Below are 18,511 nucleotides of genomic sequence, written 5' to 3'. Positions count from 1 at the left end.
GCGCGCTACGGTCGCGATGAAGCACACGCCGCTTGACCTGCGACCACAGATCAGCCAGCGACACCGAGCAACACCCGCCCCTGGTTCAGCCTGCACGGAGGCAGTTCCAGGGGCGTTTTTGGTTTTGCAGAACAACAATAATTGGGAGCCTGCCATGTCGGTCGATCCGCAAAAACTTCTCCGCGAGCTGTTCGACACAGCCATCGCCGCCGCCCACCCCCGCCAAGTCCTCGAACCCTACCTGCCCGCCGACCGCAGTGGCCGGGTCATTGTCATCGGCGCCGGCAAAGCCGCAGCTGCCATGGCCGAAGTGGTCGAGAAAAGCTGGCAGGGCGAAGTCTCCGGCCTGGTCGTGACCCGTTACGGCCACGGCGCCAACTGCCAGAAGATCGAGGTGGTCGAAGCCGCCCACCCGGTCCCCGACGCTGCCGGCCTGGCTGTGGCCAAGCGCGTGCTGGAACTGGTCAGCAACCTCAACGAAGAAGACCGCGTCATCTTCCTGCTGTCTGGCGGTGGCTCGGCCCTGCTCGCCCTGCCTGCCGAAGGCCTGACCCTGGCCGACAAGCAGCAGATCAACAAGGCACTGCTGAAATCCGGCGCCACCATCGGCGAGATGAACTGCGTGCGCAAGCACCTCTCGGCGATCAAGGGCGGGCGACTGGCCAAGGCCTGCTGGCCGGCCACGGTCTACACCTATGCCATTTCCGATGTACCGGGCGACCTCGCCACGGTCATCGCTTCCGGCCCCACCGTAGCCGACCCGAGCACCTCGGCCGATGCCCTGGCCATCCTCAAGCGCTACAACATCGAAGCGCCCAAAGCGGTCATCGACTGGCTGAACAACCCCGCCTCGGAAACCGTCAAGGCCGATGACCCGGCCTTGGCCCGCAGCCACTTCCAGCTGATCGCCAAGCCCCAGCAGTCGCTTGAAGCCGCCGCCGTCAAAGCCCGTCAAGCCGGTTTCAGCCCGCTGATCCTCGGTGACCTGGAAGGCGAATCGCGCGAAGTGGCCAAGGTCCACGCCGGCATCGCCCGGCAGATCGTGCTGCACGGCCAGCCGCTGAAGGCGCCCTGCGTGATCCTCTCCGGCGGCGAAACCACCGTGACCGTGCGCGGCAACGGCCGCGGCGGGCGCAACGCCGAATTCCTGCTCAGCCTCACCGAAAGCCTCAAAGGCCTGCCAGGCGTATACGCCCTGGCCGGTGACACCGACGGCATCGACGGCTCGGAAGAAAACGCCGGTGCCTTCATGACCCCGGCCAGCTACGCCCGCGCCGAAGCCCTGGGCCTGTCGGCCAGCGACGAGCTGGACAACAACAACGGTTATGGCTACTTCGCCGCGCTGGATGCACTGATCGTCACCGAGCCAACCCGCACCAACGTCAACGACTTCCGCGCCATCCTGATCCTCGAGACTGCCCAATCATGACGCCTGACAAAAAAGTAAAGATCCTCGCCACCCTCGGCCCTGCGATCAAAGGCATCGACGACATCCGCCAGCTGGTCGAAGCGGGGGTGAACATCTTCCGCCTCAACTTCAGCCACGGCGAGCACGCCGACCACGCCCTGCGCTACCAGTGGATCCGCGAAGTCGAGCAGCAGTTGAACTACCCCCTGGGCATCCTCATGGACCTGCAGGGGCCGAAGCTGCGCGTCGGCCGCTTTGCCGAGGGCAAGGTGCAGCTGCAACGCGGCCAGGCCCTGCGCCTGGATCTGGACAACACCCCCGGCGACAGTCGCCGGGTCAACCTGCCGCACCCGGAAATCATCGCCGCCCTCGAACCCGGCATGGACCTGCTGCTGGACGACGGCAAGCTGCGTCTGCGGGTGACCGCCAAGCACAACGACGCGATCGATACCGAAGTGCTGAACGGTGGCGAGCTGTCCGACCGCAAGGGTGTCAACGTGCCGCAAGCGGTGCTCGACCTCTCCCCGCTCACCGAAAAAGACCGCCGTGACCTGGCCTTTGGCCTGGAGCTGGGCGTGGACTGGGTCGCCCTGTCGTTCGTCCAGCGCCCTGAAGACATCGTTGAAGCGCGCCAGCTGATTGGCGACCGCGCCTACCTGATGGCCAAGATCGAGAAGCCATCGGCCGTCGAGCAACTGCAAGCCATCGCCGAGCTGGCAGACGCGATCATGGTGGCCCGTGGTGACCTGGGTGTGGAAGTGCCGGCCGAGAGCGTGCCGCAGATCCAGAAGCACATCATCGGCACCTGCCGCCAACTGGGCAAACCGGTGGTGGTGGCCACGCAGATGCTCGAGTCGATGCGTTTCTCGCCAGCGCCAACCCGTGCCGAAGTCACCGACGTGGCCAACGCGGTGGCCGAAGGTGCCGATGCAGTGATGCTGTCGGCCGAAACCGCCTCGGGTGACTACCCGCTCGAAGCCGTGCAGATGATGAGCAAGATCATCCGCCAGGTTGAGAACGGCCCGGACTACCAGGCCCAGCTCGACGTCGGTCGGCCAAAGGCCGAGGCCACCGTGTCAGACGCCATCAGCTGCGCGATCCGCCGCATCAGCGGCATCCTGCCGGTGGCGGTGCTGGTCAACTACAGCGAGTCGGGTGCCTCGACCCTGCGCGCGGCACGTGAACGGCCACGGGCACCGATCCTCAACCTGACGCCGAACCTGAACACCGCGCGCCGCCTGAGCGTGGCCTGGGGTGTGCATTCGGTGGTCAACGACCGCCTGCGTCAGGTGGATGAAGTTGTGTCTACGGCGCTGGAAATTGCCCAGGCGCAAGGCATGGCCAGCCGTGGTGACACGCTGCTGATCACCGCTGGCGTGCCTTTCGGCAAGCCAGGGTCGACCAACACGCTGCGGATCGAGACTTTGATCTGATCCAAAGGCCCTTTCGCGGGGCAAGCCCGCTCCCACAAGTACACCGCTGTCTCAAGGTAAGTGGTCTATCTGTGGGAGCGGGCTTGCCCCGCGAATGGAGGGCAAAGCCCTCCCACAACAACAAACATGCGGAAAACCCGAGGCCCGAAGAGGCCCACCGCTCCCCATCAACCTCACTGACTGCCCCATGTACACCAAAAATTTCGTCAATCCGTGCCCCGACTGGGCCACGGCGTTACTCAACGGCTTCAGCCAGGTGCTGCTGCTGCGCAACCCCCTGTGCGGCCTGTGCTGCCTGCTGGCCATCCTGCTGACCGCGCCCACCCTGGTCGGCGGCGCCCTGCTTGGCGCCCTGGCCGGCCTGCTCACCGCCCAGGCACGCGGCTATGACCGTGCCGACCGCCAGGCCGGGCTGTACTGCTACAACGGCGTGCTGATCGGCATTCTGATCTGCGCCGTGCTGCCCTGGTCGGCGATCCTGCCGCCGCTGGTCATCGCCGCCGGCGGCCTGTCCAGCATCATCACCCACCAGTGGCGCAAGCGCGGTGGCAAGTTGCTGGTCGCCTATACCGCGCCATTCGTGCTGCTGGGCTGGGCCACACTGCTGATCGCCAGCCCGGCACCCAGCGGCTTCATAGAAGCCGACCCGCTGGATGCCCTGGCGCGCGGCGTGGGCCAGATCTTCCTGCTTGATCAACCCTTGGCCGGGCTGCTGATCATCGTCGGGATGTTCATTGCCAATCCCTATGCGGCGCTGTGGGCTGTAATCGGTTCAGCCATTGGTGGTGGCGTGGCATTGCTCGCCGATCAGGCACAGGCGGCGTGGCTGGGGCTGTACGGGTTCAATGCGGCATTGGCGGCGTTAGCCTTCAGCCGCCAGCATGAAAGAGCCTGGGTAACACTGGCTGCGATAGTTTTGGCACTGCTGCTGCATTCGATGTTCACACACCTGCCCATACCAGGACTTACCGCGCCCTTTGTCGTCACTTGCTGGCTGATGCTCCTGGGTAGCCGTGCTTCACACTCACTGTTCGACAGCAGTCAAAGCCAAGCCATAAAGCGACGATTGAGATAGCCATAACCTTATAAGGAGGCTCATTGAGCCTCTCGCCACCTGAAAGGGAATGGATACATAGAACTTATGTGTCACCCGACACGTGAAGAGCGCGGTTGGATATAGTAATAAAAATTCCACCTCCCATTAGCCTCCTGCTTGTATCCGCCTAAAGTAAAACCTGCCTGCCTCATGCTCGCCGGCTTTGCACCCGTAGGCTGCACCACCACACCATCCTTAACCCAACCTTCGACCAGTCCCCTTGGTTCAAGCCTCATCGAAACGCTCTGTCGGAGCCCCGTCTCCCCGTAATTCACAACCATGGTTCTACCACCTGCTACCGGTTTATAGATCCATACATCTTGATGCCGACTAAACCCATCCCGGACAACCGGCGCCAAAGAGCGGGGCAATAAATGCTCTGAGAGGCTTGCGCTAACGTTTATGCCTTGGACCGAAGTCTCGACGGCCGCCACGTGTCTTACATGACCGGGCAAAACACTCGCAGCCCTATTTACCATTCGTCCGGGCAGAAAACTCAAAAACTTAGTTACCATCCGTCCTAGCAGCGCCCAATACTGTCCTGTTGGATCAACACGATTCACAGGGTCACCGCTGCAATAACAATAGGCATTGATCCCTCCATCACCAAAGGGGCTCAAGCTATCAGCACGGCTGAAACGCCGAAGCGATGGCATGTAAAGTCGATGGCCATTGCCCAAGGGGTAAGCGGTAGTGACCGGGTCACGCCATTGACCGTTGAAACCGACCATTGGCCTGCCCTTGCTTATCGCTGAGTATCCGTAGGCAGAAAAAGCTTCATTTAAAAAATGATCCCCCCACCCAGCCGCACTCACGGTATTTGCACCATCGACCAGCAATAAAGCTGGAGACGGGCTTATCTGAAACAATGCCTGCCCTCCAGCCTGCAGCAGGCGTTCGTTGTCTTGACCGGAGACACAAACCAACTCATCAGACTGATAGAACAAGCCAACCCGTGCACGATGCTGCCTTGCATTTGACATAGCCACGCTCCGATGAACCCTGCGGTTCTCATGATTAGCGTTTTTTCACTCACCGCCTACTGGCATTTCTACCAGTTCGCCAGCTCTGCGTCGGCTTGTGCATCTCACCCGCGCACTCTAGTGTTGATCATCAACGTCAAGCATCAGGTATCCCATGTCTTCGCAATCTTTACGCGAACGCCTCTACATCATGGTCTTCCAGACCGACACCGTAGCCGGCCGCCGTTTCGACAAGATCCTGTTGCTGATCATCCTGGCCAGCCTGGTCACGGTGATCCTCGACAGCATCGATGAGGTGCACCAGGGTTACGCCGGCCTGCTGGCCGCCATCGAGTGGGGCTTTACCGCGATATTCCTGGCCGAGTACCTCACGCGCCTGTACTGCTCGCCCAAGCCGCTACGCTATGCCTTCAGTTTCTACGGCCTGGTCGATTTATTGGCGATCGTGCCGGGGGTCATCGCGCTGTACTACAGCGACGCCCAGTACCTGCTCATCATCCGGGTCATCCGGATGCTGCGCATCTTCCGCGTGCTCAAGCTCAGCCCGTACCTCAAGCAGGCCAACTACCTGATGGAGGCACTGCGCGGCAGCAAGCAGAAAATCATCGTGTTCCTGGTCAGCGTATCGACCCTGGTAACGGTGTTCGGCACGCTGATGTATGTAATCGAAGGCCCGGAACATGGGTTTACCAGCATCCCCAAAGGCATCTATTGGGCCATCGTTACCCTGACCACGGTGGGCTTTGGCGACATCGTGCCGAAGACCCCGCTGGGGCAGGTGCTGTCGTCGCTGGTGATGATTACCGGTTACTCGATCATTGCCGTGCCAACCGGCATCTTCACGGCAGAGCTGGCCAATGCCATGCGCGGGGAGCAGTTGCAGCATAGTTGCCCGACCTGCCACAAGAAGACCCATGAGCATGGGGCGGCGTTCTGTTCCCGCTGTGGGAATGGGTTGTTTCCCAAGCAATGACGTTGCCTGTACAGGCCCTTTCGCGGGCGCGCCCGCTCCCACAGGATCACCACAGGCGTGAACATTACACGGTACCTGTGGGAGCGGGTTTACCCGCGAAGAGGCCGGTACGCGCAGAAGCATAACCAAAGCATTTTTTGTTCTTTAACCCGTCTGAACCCACCCGCTATAGTCGCTGGCAATCTGCCCCAACCCTCTTCAAGAACAAGGAAGCAACGTGAAAAAACTCTTCACCGCCTCGCTGCTCGCCGCAGGCCTGGCCTTGGGCAACCTTGCCCAGGCCGCCCCGACCCTGCTCAACGTTTCCTACGATGTGATGCGCGACTTCTACAAGGACTACAACCCGGCCTTCCAGAAGCACTGGGAAGCCGAGCACAAAGAGAAAGTCAACGTGCAGATGTCCTTCGGCGGCTCGAGCAAGCAGGCGCGTGCGGTGATCGATGGCCTGCCGGCCGATGTCATCACCATGAACATGGCCACCGACATCAACGCCCTGGCCGACAACGGCAAGCTGGTGCCCGACAACTGGGTAACCCGCCTGCCGAACAACAGCGCGCCGTTCACCTCGGCCACTGTGTTCATCGTGCGCAAGGGCAACCCGAAAGCCCTGAAAGACTGGCCCGACCTGCTCAAGGACGGCGTACAAGTGATCGTGCCCAACCCGAAGACCTCGGGCAACGGCCGCTACACCTACCTGTCGGCCTGGGGTTATGTGCTCAAGCAAGGCGGTGACGAAACCAAAGCCAAGGACTTCGTCGGCAAGCTGTTCAAGCAGGCGCCCGTACTGGACACCGGTGGCCGTGCCGCCACCACCACCTTCATGACCAACCAGATCGGCGACGTGCTGGTCACCTTCGAGAACGAAGCCGAAATGATCGCCCGCGAATTCGGCCGCGACCAGTTCGAAGTGGTCTACCCGAGCGTGTCGGCCGAAGCCGAGCCGCCGGTAAGCGTGGTTGACAAAGTGGTGGCCAAGAAAGGCACCCAGGCCGTGGCCGAGGAATACCTGAAGTACCTGTGGTCGCCAGAGGCCCAGGAGATCGCCGCCAACAACTACCTGCGCCCGCGTGACGCCACGGTGCTGGCCAAGTACACGGACCGTTTCCCGAAAGTGGACTTCCTGTCGGTGGAGAAAACCTTTGGTGACTGGCGTACTGTGCAGAAGACCCACTTCAATGATGGTGGCGTGTTTGACCAGATCTATACCAACAATCAGTAATTGACCTGACCAGGGCCGGCTTGCCCTCGAAAAAGCCGGCCCCTGGCAACACCCGATCGAACTTTCCCCACCCTTGCGCCCTCAGTTCCTTGAGTAACCCTGCCCCGCTCACCCCGGCCCAAGGAGTACTCCAGTGCTGCGCTTTCTCTCGACCCTGCTGCTCGGCTGCCTGCTGAGCACCCACCTGTTGGCTGCCGACCCCGCCCCCACCGAACAACCACCCGCCGACCCCGAACCGGTACTGCAAGGTGGCCTGCTTGGCGCCTTGGCCGATGGCTTGGACAGCGCGGCGCAGGAACTGGACCTGGACGCCCACCTGGTCGATGCCTGGCGCCTGCGCACCGACCGCGCCGCCAAGGAGGTCGAACGCCTGGTCGATCGCCACTCCGCCAGCGACTCGCTGCAACTGGCCGGCAACTTCCTGATGCTCAGCTTTACCTGGGCTGCCAGCTTCGGCCTGCTCACGTGCCTGGGCCGCTGGGTGGCCAAGCGCTCCTCTGGTACCGCTTGGCTGCGCGAGCGCAAACGCGCCAGCAGCCTGCTCGGGTACCTGCTGCCCTACACCTTGCCAGCCCTGGCCAGCCTCCCGCTGACGCTGTACATCAGCCGCTTCCTTGAGCCGTCGGTGGCCCGTGCACTGGGGCTGAGCCTGGCCTACGCCACCAGCAGCGGCCTGTTCTCCACGTCGATCATTCTCTGCCTGATCACACTGTTCGACGCCGGCCACAAGCGCGCGGCGGTTGGGGTGATCAAGCGCCTGGCGCCGCACCCGCTGTTCCTGATCGGCTTTCTTGCCGCCTGGAGCGACGCCCTGACCAGCCCACAGATCGCCCGCCAGCTGGGCGGCAACATCACGGCCAGCATTGCCGTGCTCACCGGCCTGACCGCCACCTTCATCTTCGCCAGCCTGGTCATCCGCCTGCGCCGGCCGGTGGCCCACCTGATCCGTAACCGCGCATTCAAGGACCGCGTACAACACCGGGCGGTGCAGGAAACCCTGCGGATCTTTTCGGCGCTTTGGTACCTGCCGATCCTGCTGATGATCCTGGTCTCGGCGGTTCACCTGGTGGGGGCCGGCGCAGAAAGCCAGAAGGCCTTGCAAAAAGCCTTGCTCACCACCGTGCTGCTGGTCTCGACCGTGTTCCTCAGCACCTTGCTGCAACACTTGCTGGCACCCCGCGAAAGCGACCCGACGCAGCGTGTGCGGCCCTACAAGGAACTGCTGCGCAGCCTCGCCCACGCCCTGCTGCGCATTGTCATGGCCGTGGCATTCATCGAGCTGCTGGGGCGCATCTGGGGCTTCTCGGTGATCGACTTCGCCCTCAGCAACAGCCTGGGCCAGGCCATCAGTAACTCGCTGTCGAGCATCGGCCTGATCCTGCTGGTAACCTGGCTGCTGTGGGTGGTACTCGACACCGCCATCCAGGAAGCGCTCAAGCCTGCCGTCGGCCGACGCAGCTCGCGCCAGCCAAGCACCCGGGTGCGGACCATCCTGCCGATGCTGCGCAACGCGATCAAGGTGATCCTGATCGTCATCTGCACCATCACCACCATGGCCAACCTGGGCATCAACGTTGCGCCGCTGTTGGCCGGTGCCGGGGTAATCGGCCTGGCCATCGGCTTCGGCTCGCAACAGCTGGTGCAGGATGTGATCACCGGGCTGTTCATCCTCATCGAGGACACCATTTCCATCGGCGACTGGGTGGTGCTGGATTCCGGCCACGCCGGCACCGTCGAAAGCCTGACCATCCGTACCCTGCGCCTACGCGATGGCAAAGGCTTCGTGCACTCGGTGCCGTTCGGCCAGATCAAGGCGGTTACCAACCAGTCGCGGCAATTTGCCTATGCGTTCTTCTCGGTGCAGTTCACCTACGACAGTGATGTGGATGCGTCACTGGCGCTGATTCATGAGGTGGGCAAGTCGATCAGTGACGACCCGCTGCTGCGCATCAACCTTCAGGGGCCGCTACAGGTGTTCGGGGTGGACCGCATGGACTTGAACGGGTTTGTGCTGACTGCACAGTTCCGCACCATTTCTGGCGGGCAATATGCGGTCAGCCGGGCATTCAACGAACGGCTGAAGAAGCGGGTGGACCAGACTGACAATGTCAGCTTTGCCCAGGTGTATCCATTGCCCGTGCAGGCCCTGGGGGCTTGAGGTCACCTGCACTGGCCTGTTCGCGGGTAACCCGCTCGCAAAGGGAGCCCGCGCCATTCTGGATTGTGGGGATCCTGTGGGAGCGGGTTTACCCGCGAAGGGGCCGGAAAAGGCAACCTCAACCCTGGCGGAATACCAAGGCCTTCAGCCCCCCCGCCGGGTCCACATCCGGAAACTCCGGCGGGTTCTCCAGCCGCTCGACAAACGCCAGCGCAGGCGCCTGCTCTGCCATCCCTTCAATCAGAAACTCCGGTCCAATCCCGGGGTCGTTGACACACGCCAGCACTGTCCCATCCGCGCTCAGCAATTCCGGCAGGCGTCGCAGGATCTTCGCGTAGTCCTGGGTCAGCACAAAGCTGCCACGCTGGAAGGTCGGCGGGTCGATGATGATCAGGTCATAAGGCCCGTACTTGCGCACCTTGCCCCATGACTTGAACAGCTCATGCCCAAGGTAGGCCACCCGCGAGGCATCATGGCCATTGAGGCGGTGGTTGTCGCGGCCCCGCGAAAGTGCCGACTTGGCCATATCCAGGTTAACCACCTGCTCGGCGCCGCCTGCAATGGCCGCGACCGAGAAACCACAGGTGTAGGCGAACAGGTTCAGTACGCGCTTGCCGGCCGCCTGCTCGCGCACCCAGCGCCGGCCGTATCGCATGTCGAGGAATAGGCCATTGTTCTGCCGCACGCCAAGGTCCAGCAGGTAGGTCAGGCCGTCCTCGACCACCTCGCGTTGCTGGCATGGTTCGCCCAGCAGCCACTGGCCTGGGCTGTCGGGCAGGTAGCGGTGCTGGATGATGACCGCCTGAGCCGTCCACTGCGGGCGCTCGGCCAGGCGGCGCAGCATGGCCTCGAGTTCGGCCAGTTGGCCCTCGGGCGGCTCGCGGAACAAGGCGACCGAGAGAACGCCTTGCAGCCAGTCGACGGTGACCTGCTCCAGGCCCGGCCAGCAGCGGCCGCGACCGTGGAAAACGCGGCGGGTTTCCTGTGGGGCGGGGTCAAGGGCGGCGAGCAGGTGTTGCTCAAGGGTGTCGATTGGCGAGGTCATGGCGGGTCGCAGACTGGCAAAAGCGGCATTCTACCCCCTGAGGGCGCTAGACCACTAACGCCTTGGGCCGGAACCACCACCCCTGCTGCATCCCCGCCGCCGCCAGCAGGATCAACCCCACCCCCAGCCACTGCAGCGGTGCCAGCCGGTGCCCGAACGCCACCCAGTCCACCAGAATGGCCGCAATCGGGTAGATGAACGACAGCGCCCCGGTCAACGCCGTGGGCAAGCGCTGGATGGCGCTGTACAGCAACACATACATCAAGCCGGTATGTACCATGCCCAGGGTCAGCAGGCTGGCCAGCGCCGGCAGTTCACCCGGCAATCCGCCGAGCTTGACCCACGGTGCCAGCAACAGCACACCGGTGGTTACCTGGATCAACGCAATGAGGTGCGGCGGCGTGCCATTCAGGCGCTTGATGATCAACGCCGCGACGGCATACAGCAACGCCGCCCCCAGTGCCAGGGCGATGCCCAGCAAATAGTCCTCACCACCCGCCTGCCCCGTACCATGAACACTGACGATGGCCAGCATGCCGAGGAACGCCACGCTCAGCCAGGTCACCCTGGCCAGGGTGATCTTCTCACCCAGGAACAGCGCCGCCAGCCCCACCAGCATGAACGGCTGCACGTTGTACACCGCCGTGCCGATGGCAATTGACGCCCGCGAATACGAAGCAAACAACAGCAACCAATTGCCGACGATGGCCACGCCGCTGGCAATCGCCAACAGGAACGCCGTGCGGCTGATCACACCCGGCCGCAGAAAACCGAAAGCGGCGCAAATCACCAGCAAGGTCACCGCCCCGAACACGCAGCGCCAGAACACCACCTCCAGCACCGGCTGGCCGGAGACCAGCACGAACCAGCCAATGGTCCCCGAAATCAGCATGGCGGCGACCATTTCCAGCGAGCCACGGCGCAATGAATTTTCCATCCCACACCTCCTGTTGACGATGGCAACAGTATGCAGAGGTTGCAATCCAGCCTTCCAGCGGATAACCAAGGCCAACTGACGATCTTGCCTTTACTATCAAGGCAAACAACGCAAATTACCTGTTGAGGTGAACATGACCGACGCCATAGACCAACTGCTGATCAATGCGCTGATGGAAGACTCGCGCCGCTCGCTCAAGGCCCTGGCGCAAGTCAGTGGGCTGTCTGCGCCCAGCGTCAGCGAACGCCTGCGCCGACTGGAAGAACGGGGTGTGCTGCGCGGTTACACCGTGAATGTCGACCCGCGGGCCTTCGGTTACCAGTTGCAGGCGATCGTGCGCATTCGCCCGCTGCCGGGGCAATTGCAGGAGGTTGAACGGCAGATCATTGCCATTCCCGAGTTCACCGAGTGTGACAAGGTTACCGGCGAGGACTGCTTCATCGCCCGGCTGCATGTACGTTCGATGGAGCAACTGGACACCCTGCTGGACCGCATCAATGTGCTGGCCGAGACCAATACCGCAATCATCAAGAAAAGCCCGGTGAAGCGGCGGTTGCCGCCGATGGAATGATGCCCGCCCTGTGCTGCGAAAGGCTCACACGGGAAAAGCTGACTATTTTTTGTACACAAGAATGTCACCTTAGGTGCCATTTTTGTGTGCACTTTTAAAGGTAACGCCCCAATACGTTACACACCCCTCGCAACTAATTTTGACCAATCGATCAACTAATACATCGGGATGAAAATTAATTCTGTTTATTTGGTCAGCTTATATTCCCCTGCTTTCATAAACTTACCTCTAATCAAGATACATTTGAAAAATTATCCGTTGAAGTCTCACTTTTGCCTGGCACAAAAATGGCTTTTGTGTGCTCGTGTTTTGTATACAACTAAAACAAAACATAAATACACAAGAACCCGCGACGCCGGTCCAATCTCGGCCGTCGCGCCCATAATCCTGTGATGCCAACACTGCACTGACGAGATGGCGAGCCCGTGCGCATGCCCGCTCATCGCAGTCCAAGTGCATCAGGAGCCCGCCGGAATGAGTAGCAGCCTCGACCTTGCCCCTGAACAATCCGTCGTCAGCACCCACCCTGATTCCAGCCTTGTCGGCCAGCAGCCGGAACTTGCCCTGAGCCCGCGGTTGCATAACCGCGACCTAGCACCAACGCGCATCGAAGGCCGGCGCTGGGGGGGCTATAGCATCTTCGCGTTGTGGACAAACGATGTGCACAATATCGCCAACTATTCGTTCGCCATGGGCTTGTTCGCCCTCGGCCTGGGTGGCTGGCAAATCCTGTTGTCGCTGGCCATTGGCGCGGCACTGGTGTACTTCTTCATGAACCTCTCCGGTTACATGGGGCAGAAGACCGGCGTCCCCTTCCCGGTCATCAGCCGCATCGCCTTCGGTATCCATGGTGCGCAGATCCCGGCGCTGATCCGCGCGGTCATCGCCATTGCCTGGTTCGGCATCCAGACCTACCTGGCCTCGGTGGTGCTGCGTGTGCTGCTCACCGCCGTGTGGCCGCAGCTGGCCGCCTACGACCACGACAGCATTCTTGGGCTTTCGAGCCTGGGCTGGGCGTGCTTCGTGGCTATCTGGCTGGTGCAGTTGGTGATCCTTGCCTATGGCATGGAGATGGTGCGTCGCTACGAAGGCTTCGCCGGCCCGGTCATCCTGCTGACCGTTGCCGCCCTGGCCGGTTTCATGTACGTCCAGGCTGATGCACGCATCGCCTGGTCGGTGGCCGAGCCGCTGACCGGTTACGAGATGTGGCGCAACATCTTTGCCGGCGGCGCCCTGTGGCTGGCGATCTACGGCACCCTGGTGCTCAACTTCTGCGACTTCGCCCGCTCCTCGCCGTGCCGCAGGACCATCCGCGTCGGCAACTTCTGGGGCCTGCCGGTGAACATCCTGGTGTTCGCGGTGATCACCGTGGTGCTGTGCGGCGCGCAGTTCCAGATCAACGGCCAGATCATCGACAGCCCGACGCAGATCGTCGCCGCCATCCCCAGCACAGCGTTCCTGGTGCTGGGTTGCCTGGCCTTCCTGATCGTCACTGTGGCGGTGAACATCATGGCCAACTTCGTCGCCCCGGCCTTCGTGCTCAGCAACCTCGCACCACGCCACCTCAACTTCCGCCGCGCAGGGCTTATCAGCGCCACCCTGGCAGTGCTGATCCTGCCGTGGAACCTGTACAACAGCCCGCTGGTGATCGTGTACTTCCTGTCGGGCCTGGGTGCCCTGCTCGGCCCGTTGTATGGGGTGATCATGTCCGACTACTGGTTGCTGCGCAAAGGCTGCATCAACGTGCCACAGCTGTACAGCGAAGACCCGGCCGGCGCCTACCACTACAGCAAGGGCATCAACCTGCGTGCCGTGGCCGCCTTCGTGCCCGCCGCAGTGCTGGCCATCATCCTGGCCCTGGTGCCCAACTTCCAGAGTGTGGCGCCGTTCTCGTGGCTGATCGGTGCCGGCATTGCCGCCGCCATCTACCTGCTGATCGCGCCGCGCAACCGCCAATACCACGACGTCAGCGGCGAGTGCATCGCCGTCGACCACAGCAGCCATTGACCAGGGAGGACTGCCCATGCGTATTCTGATCGCCAACGTCAACACCACTGAAGCCATCACCGAAGCCATCGCCGAGCAGGCCCGTGCGGTGGCCGCGCCCGGGACCGAGGTCGTCGGCCTCACCCCATGGTTCGGCGCCGAGTCGGTGGAAGGCAACTTTGAAAGCTACCTGGCCGCGATCGCAGTGATGGACCGGGTGCTGGCCTACGATGGGCCTTACGACGCCGTGATCCAGGCCGGTTATGGCGAACACGGCCGCGAAGGCCTGCAGGAGTTGCTGAGCGTGCCGGTGGTAGACATTACCGATGCCGCCGCCAGCACGGCGATGTACCTGGGACACGCCTACTCGGTGGTAACCACCCTGGACCGCACCGTGCCGCTGATCGAAGACCGCCTGAGGCTATCTGGCCTGTATGACCGCTGCGCTTCGGTACGGGCCAGCGGGCTGGCAGTACTGGAACTGGAAGCCGACCCGCAGCGGGCCGTGGAAGCGATTGTCGAGCAGGCCGAACGTGCCGTGCGCGACGACAAGGCCGAGGTGATTTGCCTCGGCTGCGGCGGCATGGCGGGGCTGGACGAGCAGATTCGCCAGCGCACCGGGGTGCCGGTGGTGGATGGCGTCAGTGCGGCGGTGACGATCGCCGAAGCGCTGGTGCGCATGCGCTTGAGCACGTCAAAAGTGCGCACTTACGCTACGCCGCGAGCGAAGAAAGTGGTCGGTTGGCCAATGCGCTTCGGCCGCTAGGGCACCGTTGGCCTGATCCGGCCGTTGCGCGGCAGGATCAGGTCGGGCAGCTATGCGCACCATCGTTCAGGCCCTGGCGCACATTGCGGCTGAGCAGGCTGGCCTTGCCGTCATGCCAGGTCAGGGTCAGAACATACAGGGTGTCGAAGTCGTCACCGCTCCAGTCCTCGGTGATCACCCGGTCTTCACCCAGGGCCTTGCCCGCGACGGTGTTGATCAACTCTGGCAGATAGCCATGAGACCAGGCGGTATACACGGTCGCATTGCGGTATTTGTCGCTCAGCAACTCATCGGCCAATTCGTCGGTGTCATTGGCACCGTAGTCGATGTTCACCGGCAAGCCGAGGCGGATGGCACTGGGGGTAATGGTCATCAGCGGGCGGATGTAGCTGTAGCTTTCGTCCTTGCTGCCTTCCTCCACGTTTCGCGAGGGGTTGGCGGCAAACACGAAGTCGGCCTTGCCAAAGCGCTCGGGCAGCAGCGTAGCCAGGTCCAGCGCACGGTTGAGGCCCTGGCAGTTCAACTGGCCCAGGCCCTCGCCCGGCTTCTCGGCATGGCGCAGGAACACCAGCGTCTGGGTGCCATCGACGGGTTGCGCGCGACCTTCGACAGCGTCCAGCGCCAGCGGGACGGCGACGGCTGTCAGCACCAGGCTCAGCAGCAAGTGACGGCGGCGGCGGAAGAATGTTGGCAACTTCATCAAGACAGGCTCGTGTGGCAGAGATCGGGTTCACCCGCCACATCTCCCCGGCTGTTGCCGGGCGCCCTGTTAGTGAATGCCATCCTTGGCAACGAGTGAGGGTCAGAGTGCCCAGAACCCGTTTGGTTCCTCCCTGGCGGTGGATGCCGCTCCCTGGGCAACGCCCAGGTTAGGTCCACGAGTCAGTCATCCCGCGTCAGCACCTCAAGCAACTCGATCTCGAACGTCAGGTCCGAACCTGGCGGAATAGCCCCTACGCTGCGCTCGCCGTAGCCCAGGTGCGCCGGTACCAGCAGCTTGCGCTTGCCGCCCACGCGCATGCCCATCAGGCCCTGGTCCCAGCCCTTGATCACCCGGCCGGTGCCAATCACGCACTGGAACGGCTTGCCGCGCGACCAGGACGAGTCGAACTCGCTGCCGTCGGCCAGCCAACCGGTGTACTGGGTGGTGATCAGGGCGCCTTTGACGGCGGCTTTGCCATCCCCCTCGACCAGTTCGATGATCTGCAGTTCTTGGCTCACGGGCATACTCCAACGCTAGAAAACAATGCCGCCTTTTCTCAGGAATACGCCTGTTTGGCAAGTTCGCTGGCGCATCGCCCCCGGTGCGGCAGCGAACCCGGTCAGTTACCCTGCTCGAACACCTCTTGGCCGGTCAGCTCCTGAGTCTGGTTGGCGAAGCAATACCAGGCGGGTTTCTCTTCCACGAAAATCTGCATGTTGAAGTCCCAGTCCTGATCCCCGTCGAGCAGGCCGACGGGGATGGCATGGAAATCGTTGGCCTTGAGCCGGTAGTACAAGTGCGTGCCGCACTGGCCGCAGAATGCACGTTGAGCCCAGTCGGATGAGTCGTAGACGCTGGGCACCAACCCTTCGATCAGCGGGGGCTTGCTGCAATCGACCACCAGCAACGGTCCGCCGACCCACTTGCGGCACATGCTGCAGTGGCAGGCGCTGATGTGGGTGTTGTCGACGATGACGGTGAGCCGGGTGCCGCCGCACAGGCAGGTGCCGTGTTTTTCCAGGGCCATGGCTGGCTCCTTGAACAGGGGTTGGGCCAGCAATTATAGATGCCTGCTGTTTTGTGGGAGCGGGCGTGGCCCGCGAAGGGGGCCGCGCGGTGCATGGCACCGGCTTGGCCGGTGTTCGCGGGGCAAGCCCGCTCCCACAAGGCCCTGCCAAATCAATACGTCATGGTTCTTCTATATGAGCCGCTTTCAGATGTAGACGGTGCCGCGCAGGTACAAGGCCGCACGCCCGCTGATGATCACCCGGCCGTTGCCTGGCACTTCACACTGCAACTGCCCTTTGCGCGCCCCGCCCTGCTCGCACTCCAGCACCTGTTTGCCCAGCCGTTCGGCCCACACCGGCGCCAGCGAGGTGTGCGCCGAACCGGTCACCGGGTCTTCATTCACGCCAACCCGCGGCCCGAACCAGCGGGTGACGAAATCGAAGCCACGCCCTGCCGCTGTTACGGCAATGCCGCGCACATCGAAAGCCGACAGCGCCACGAAGTCTGGCTTCAGCGTATCGAGCAGCAATGCATCATCGATCACCACCACATAGTCGTCGCTACGGTACAGCGCCTGCGCCTGGCTCAGGCCCAGCGCCTGCAACAGGCTGGGCGGGATATCCTCGGCAACCGGCTGCTTGGCCGGGAAGTCCATGGCCAGCGCCCCATCAGCATTGCGGCTGACGCGCAGCTCGCCGCTGCGGGTGTTGAAGCGCAGCACCTGGGCCTGCTCGCCCAGTTGTTCGAACAGCACATAGGCCGAGGCCAGTGTGGCGTGGCCGCACAAGTCGACTTCCACGGTCGGGGTGAACCAGCGCAGGTCGAAGGTTTCGCCATTGCGCACGAAGTAGGCGGTTTCCGACAGGTTGTTTTCTTCAGCGATGCGCTGCAGCACATCATCCGGCAGCCAGCTTTGCAACGGGATGACTGCGGCCGGGTTGCCACCGAACGGTTCAGCGGAAAAGGCATCGACCTGGAAGATTTCGAGTTGCATGCACACACTCCTTGTTGCCCGGGCGCTGCCGGGCAGATGGCTGAATGGGTTAGGGGCGGACCGGGGTCAGTACCGGCTCGCCGGCAAAGAATGCCTGCAGGTTGCGAAGCACCAGGGCCACCGTGTCGCGCGCTGCCGCTGGCGACTGGCCGGCCACGTGGGGCGTGAGCACGGTGTTGGCCAAGGCTTTGAGGGCATCGGGCACGGCTGGCTCGTCGTCAAAAACGTCCAGCGCGGCGCCTGCCAATTGGCCACGCTGGAGTGCGGCAACCAGTGCCTGGGTGTCGACCACGCTGGCCCGGGCGATATTCACCAGATAGCCCTCCCTGCCCAGGGCCTCCAGTACCTGGGCATTGACCAGGTGCTGGGTGTTGGCGCCGCCGGGGGTGGCCACCACGAGGATGTCGACCGCTTCGGCCAGGTGCTTTGGGCTGTCATACCAGGTGTAGGGCACATCCTGGCGTGGTGTGCGGCTGTGGTAGCTGATGGGCATGTCGAAGCCGAGGTGGGCGCGTTTGGCGATGGCCATTCCGACAGCGCCGAGGCCAAGAATGCCGAGTTTCTTGCCGCTGACCGAGGGGCTAATCACTCGGTTCCATTCGCCGCGTCGGGTGCTGGCGTCGGCGCGTGGCACATCGCGCAGCAGTGCCAGCAGCAAGGCCAGGGTGTGGTCGGCGACGCTGTCGGCATTGGCCCCGGCGCCATTGGTGACGGTGATGCCGCGGGCGGCGGCAGCGTGCAGGTCGACTTGCTCGTATCCAGCACCGATGACGCAGATGATCTGCAATTTGGGCAAGGCGTCGATTTCGGCGGCGGTCAGGCCCAGTGGCCCACGGGTGAGCACGGCATCGATTGCATTGGCGTGACGCAGGATGGCATCAGCCCGTTGTTGCGGTGAGGGGGCACGGATCAGGTGGTAACCGGCCTGCTCGAGCATTGGCAGGTAATCATCGACGGTTTCCACCAGTACCAAGACTGTCTTGTGCATGCCACCTCCGGGTCAATTCGAAGCGGCATTATGCGGAGTCAGTAGCCAGTACAGTCAATAAAAATAAAGAGCAATAACTGTACTGTACCGCTACGCATTCAATCAGCCCGAGATGTTCTTGATCTTGATCTTGATCTTGATCTTGATCTTGATCTTCGCGACTTCAGGAGGCCGAACGCAGGCATTGCGGAGGCAGGTGACGGGCATGGATGCCCGTCAAGCGCTGAGGCCCCAGGATGGGGC

The 18,511-nt window shown here is 62.6% G+C and carries 17 protein-coding genes; 9 read left to right on the top strand and 8 right to left on the bottom strand.

The genetic code is table 11. The features are described 5' to 3' along the window. Positions 1 to 154 precede the first annotated feature (154 nt). From OO258_RS21840 to OO258_RS21830, 3 genes are all read left to right on the top strand, one after another. The gene (locus OO258_RS21840; RefSeq protein WP_266032497.1) at positions 155 to 1,429 is read left to right on the top strand and encodes a glycerate kinase type-2 family protein; all 1,275 of its coding nucleotides are present in this window, start codon (positions 155 to 157) and stop codon (positions 1,427 to 1,429) included. Next, positions 1,426 to 2,841: a pyruvate kinase gene (gene pyk, locus OO258_RS21835; protein ID WP_266032494.1), complete on the top strand. Its 1,416-nt coding sequence runs from the start codon at positions 1,426 to 1,428 to the stop codon at positions 2,839 to 2,841. Before OO258_RS21840 ends, pyk begins: the two co-directional genes overlap by 4 nt. Before the next feature lie 187 nt (positions 2,842 to 3,028). After that, positions 3,029 to 3,916, top strand: a complete 888-nt coding sequence (locus tag OO258_RS21830) for an urea transporter (RefSeq protein ID WP_266032491.1) — start codon at positions 3,029 to 3,031, stop codon at positions 3,914 to 3,916. Between the two features lie 71 nt (positions 3,917 to 3,987). Here the strand turns inward: OO258_RS21830 and OO258_RS21825 are convergent, their stop codons facing one another. Further along, positions 3,988 to 4,920 (bottom strand): RHS repeat-associated core domain-containing protein, encoded by a 933-nt coding sequence (locus tag OO258_RS21825; protein ID WP_266032488.1) that lies wholly within the window; start codon positions 4,918 to 4,920, stop codon positions 3,988 to 3,990. Positions 4,921 to 5,074: 154 nt separating this feature from the next. On the opposite strand from OO258_RS21825, the gene OO258_RS21820 reads away from it, so the two are divergent. The 3 genes from OO258_RS21820 to OO258_RS21810 all read left to right on the top strand — a co-directional run bounded on the left by OO258_RS21820 (position 5,075) and on the right by OO258_RS21810 (position 9,270). Next, complete coding sequence (locus tag OO258_RS21820; protein ID WP_266032485.1) at positions 5,075 to 5,893, top strand: ion transporter; 819 nt, start codon at positions 5,075 to 5,077, stop codon at positions 5,891 to 5,893. A gap of 217 nt (positions 5,894 to 6,110) precedes the next feature. After that, positions 6,111 to 7,112, top strand: coding sequence for a sulfate ABC transporter substrate-binding protein (locus OO258_RS21815; protein WP_266032481.1), 1,002 nt, complete (start codon positions 6,111 to 6,113; stop codon positions 7,110 to 7,112). 133 nt (positions 7,113 to 7,245) lie between these two features. Further along, complete coding sequence (locus OO258_RS21810; RefSeq protein WP_266032478.1) at positions 7,246 to 9,270, top strand: mechanosensitive ion channel family protein; 2,025 nt, start codon at positions 7,246 to 7,248, stop codon at positions 9,268 to 9,270. Between the two features lie 118 nt (positions 9,271 to 9,388). Here OO258_RS21810 and OO258_RS21805 read toward each other — a convergent pair whose 3' ends face one another. Together OO258_RS21805 and OO258_RS21800 are read right to left on the bottom strand one after the other, a co-directional pair. After that, positions 9,389 to 10,315, bottom strand: coding sequence for a class I SAM-dependent methyltransferase (locus OO258_RS21805; protein ID WP_110746392.1), 927 nt, complete (start codon positions 10,313 to 10,315; stop codon positions 9,389 to 9,391). A gap of 46 nt (positions 10,316 to 10,361) precedes the next feature. Then, positions 10,362 to 11,252, bottom strand: a complete 891-nt coding sequence (locus OO258_RS21800) for a DMT family transporter (RefSeq protein WP_266032472.1) — start codon at positions 11,250 to 11,252, stop codon at positions 10,362 to 10,364. Between the two features lie 133 nt (positions 11,253 to 11,385). On the opposite strand from OO258_RS21800, the gene OO258_RS21795 reads away from it, so the two are divergent. From OO258_RS21795 to OO258_RS21785, 3 genes are all read left to right on the top strand, one after another. Next, a complete protein-coding gene (locus OO258_RS21795) occupies positions 11,386 to 11,823 on the top strand; it encodes an Lrp/AsnC family transcriptional regulator (protein WP_110748522.1) in 438 nt (145 codons plus the stop codon). 474 nt (positions 11,824 to 12,297) lie between these two features. Continuing rightward, positions 12,298 to 13,830, top strand: a complete 1,533-nt coding sequence (locus tag OO258_RS21790) for an NCS1 family nucleobase:cation symporter-1 (protein ID WP_266032470.1) — start codon at positions 12,298 to 12,300, stop codon at positions 13,828 to 13,830. Between the two features lie 16 nt (positions 13,831 to 13,846). Next, positions 13,847 to 14,575: an aspartate/glutamate racemase family protein gene (locus OO258_RS21785; RefSeq protein ID WP_266032468.1), complete on the top strand. Its 729-nt coding sequence runs from the start codon at positions 13,847 to 13,849 to the stop codon at positions 14,573 to 14,575. A gap of 37 nt (positions 14,576 to 14,612) precedes the next feature. Here OO258_RS21785 and OO258_RS21780 read toward each other — a convergent pair whose 3' ends face one another. The 5 genes from OO258_RS21780 to OO258_RS21760 form a co-directional block, all read right to left on the bottom strand. Continuing rightward, a complete protein-coding gene (locus OO258_RS21780) occupies positions 14,613 to 15,275 on the bottom strand; it encodes a histidine phosphatase family protein (protein WP_110748531.1) in 663 nt (220 codons plus the stop codon). 182 nt (positions 15,276 to 15,457) lie between these two features. Further along, positions 15,458 to 15,796, bottom strand: a complete 339-nt coding sequence (locus OO258_RS21775; RefSeq protein WP_266032465.1) for an FKBP-type peptidyl-prolyl cis-trans isomerase — start codon at positions 15,794 to 15,796, stop codon at positions 15,458 to 15,460. Between the two features lie 101 nt (positions 15,797 to 15,897). Beyond that, complete coding sequence (locus OO258_RS21770; RefSeq protein WP_266032463.1) at positions 15,898 to 16,305, bottom strand: GFA family protein; 408 nt, start codon at positions 16,303 to 16,305, stop codon at positions 15,898 to 15,900. Between the two features lie 186 nt (positions 16,306 to 16,491). Then, positions 16,492 to 17,280, bottom strand: coding sequence for a PhzF family phenazine biosynthesis protein (locus tag OO258_RS21765; protein ID WP_266032461.1), 789 nt, complete (start codon positions 17,278 to 17,280; stop codon positions 16,492 to 16,494). A gap of 49 nt (positions 17,281 to 17,329) precedes the next feature. Further along, positions 17,330 to 18,268 (bottom strand): 2-hydroxyacid dehydrogenase, encoded by a 939-nt coding sequence (locus OO258_RS21760; RefSeq protein ID WP_266032459.1) that lies wholly within the window; start codon positions 18,266 to 18,268, stop codon positions 17,330 to 17,332. Positions 18,269 to 18,511: the final 243 nt, after the last annotated feature.

Source organism: Pseudomonas sp. DCB_BI, assembly GCF_026240995.1.
Lineage (GTDB): Bacteria > Pseudomonadota > Gammaproteobacteria > Pseudomonadales > Pseudomonadaceae > Aquipseudomonas.
Note: the sequence above shows the minus strand (reverse complement) of the source record. Positions and strands in the feature narration are given on the sequence as shown.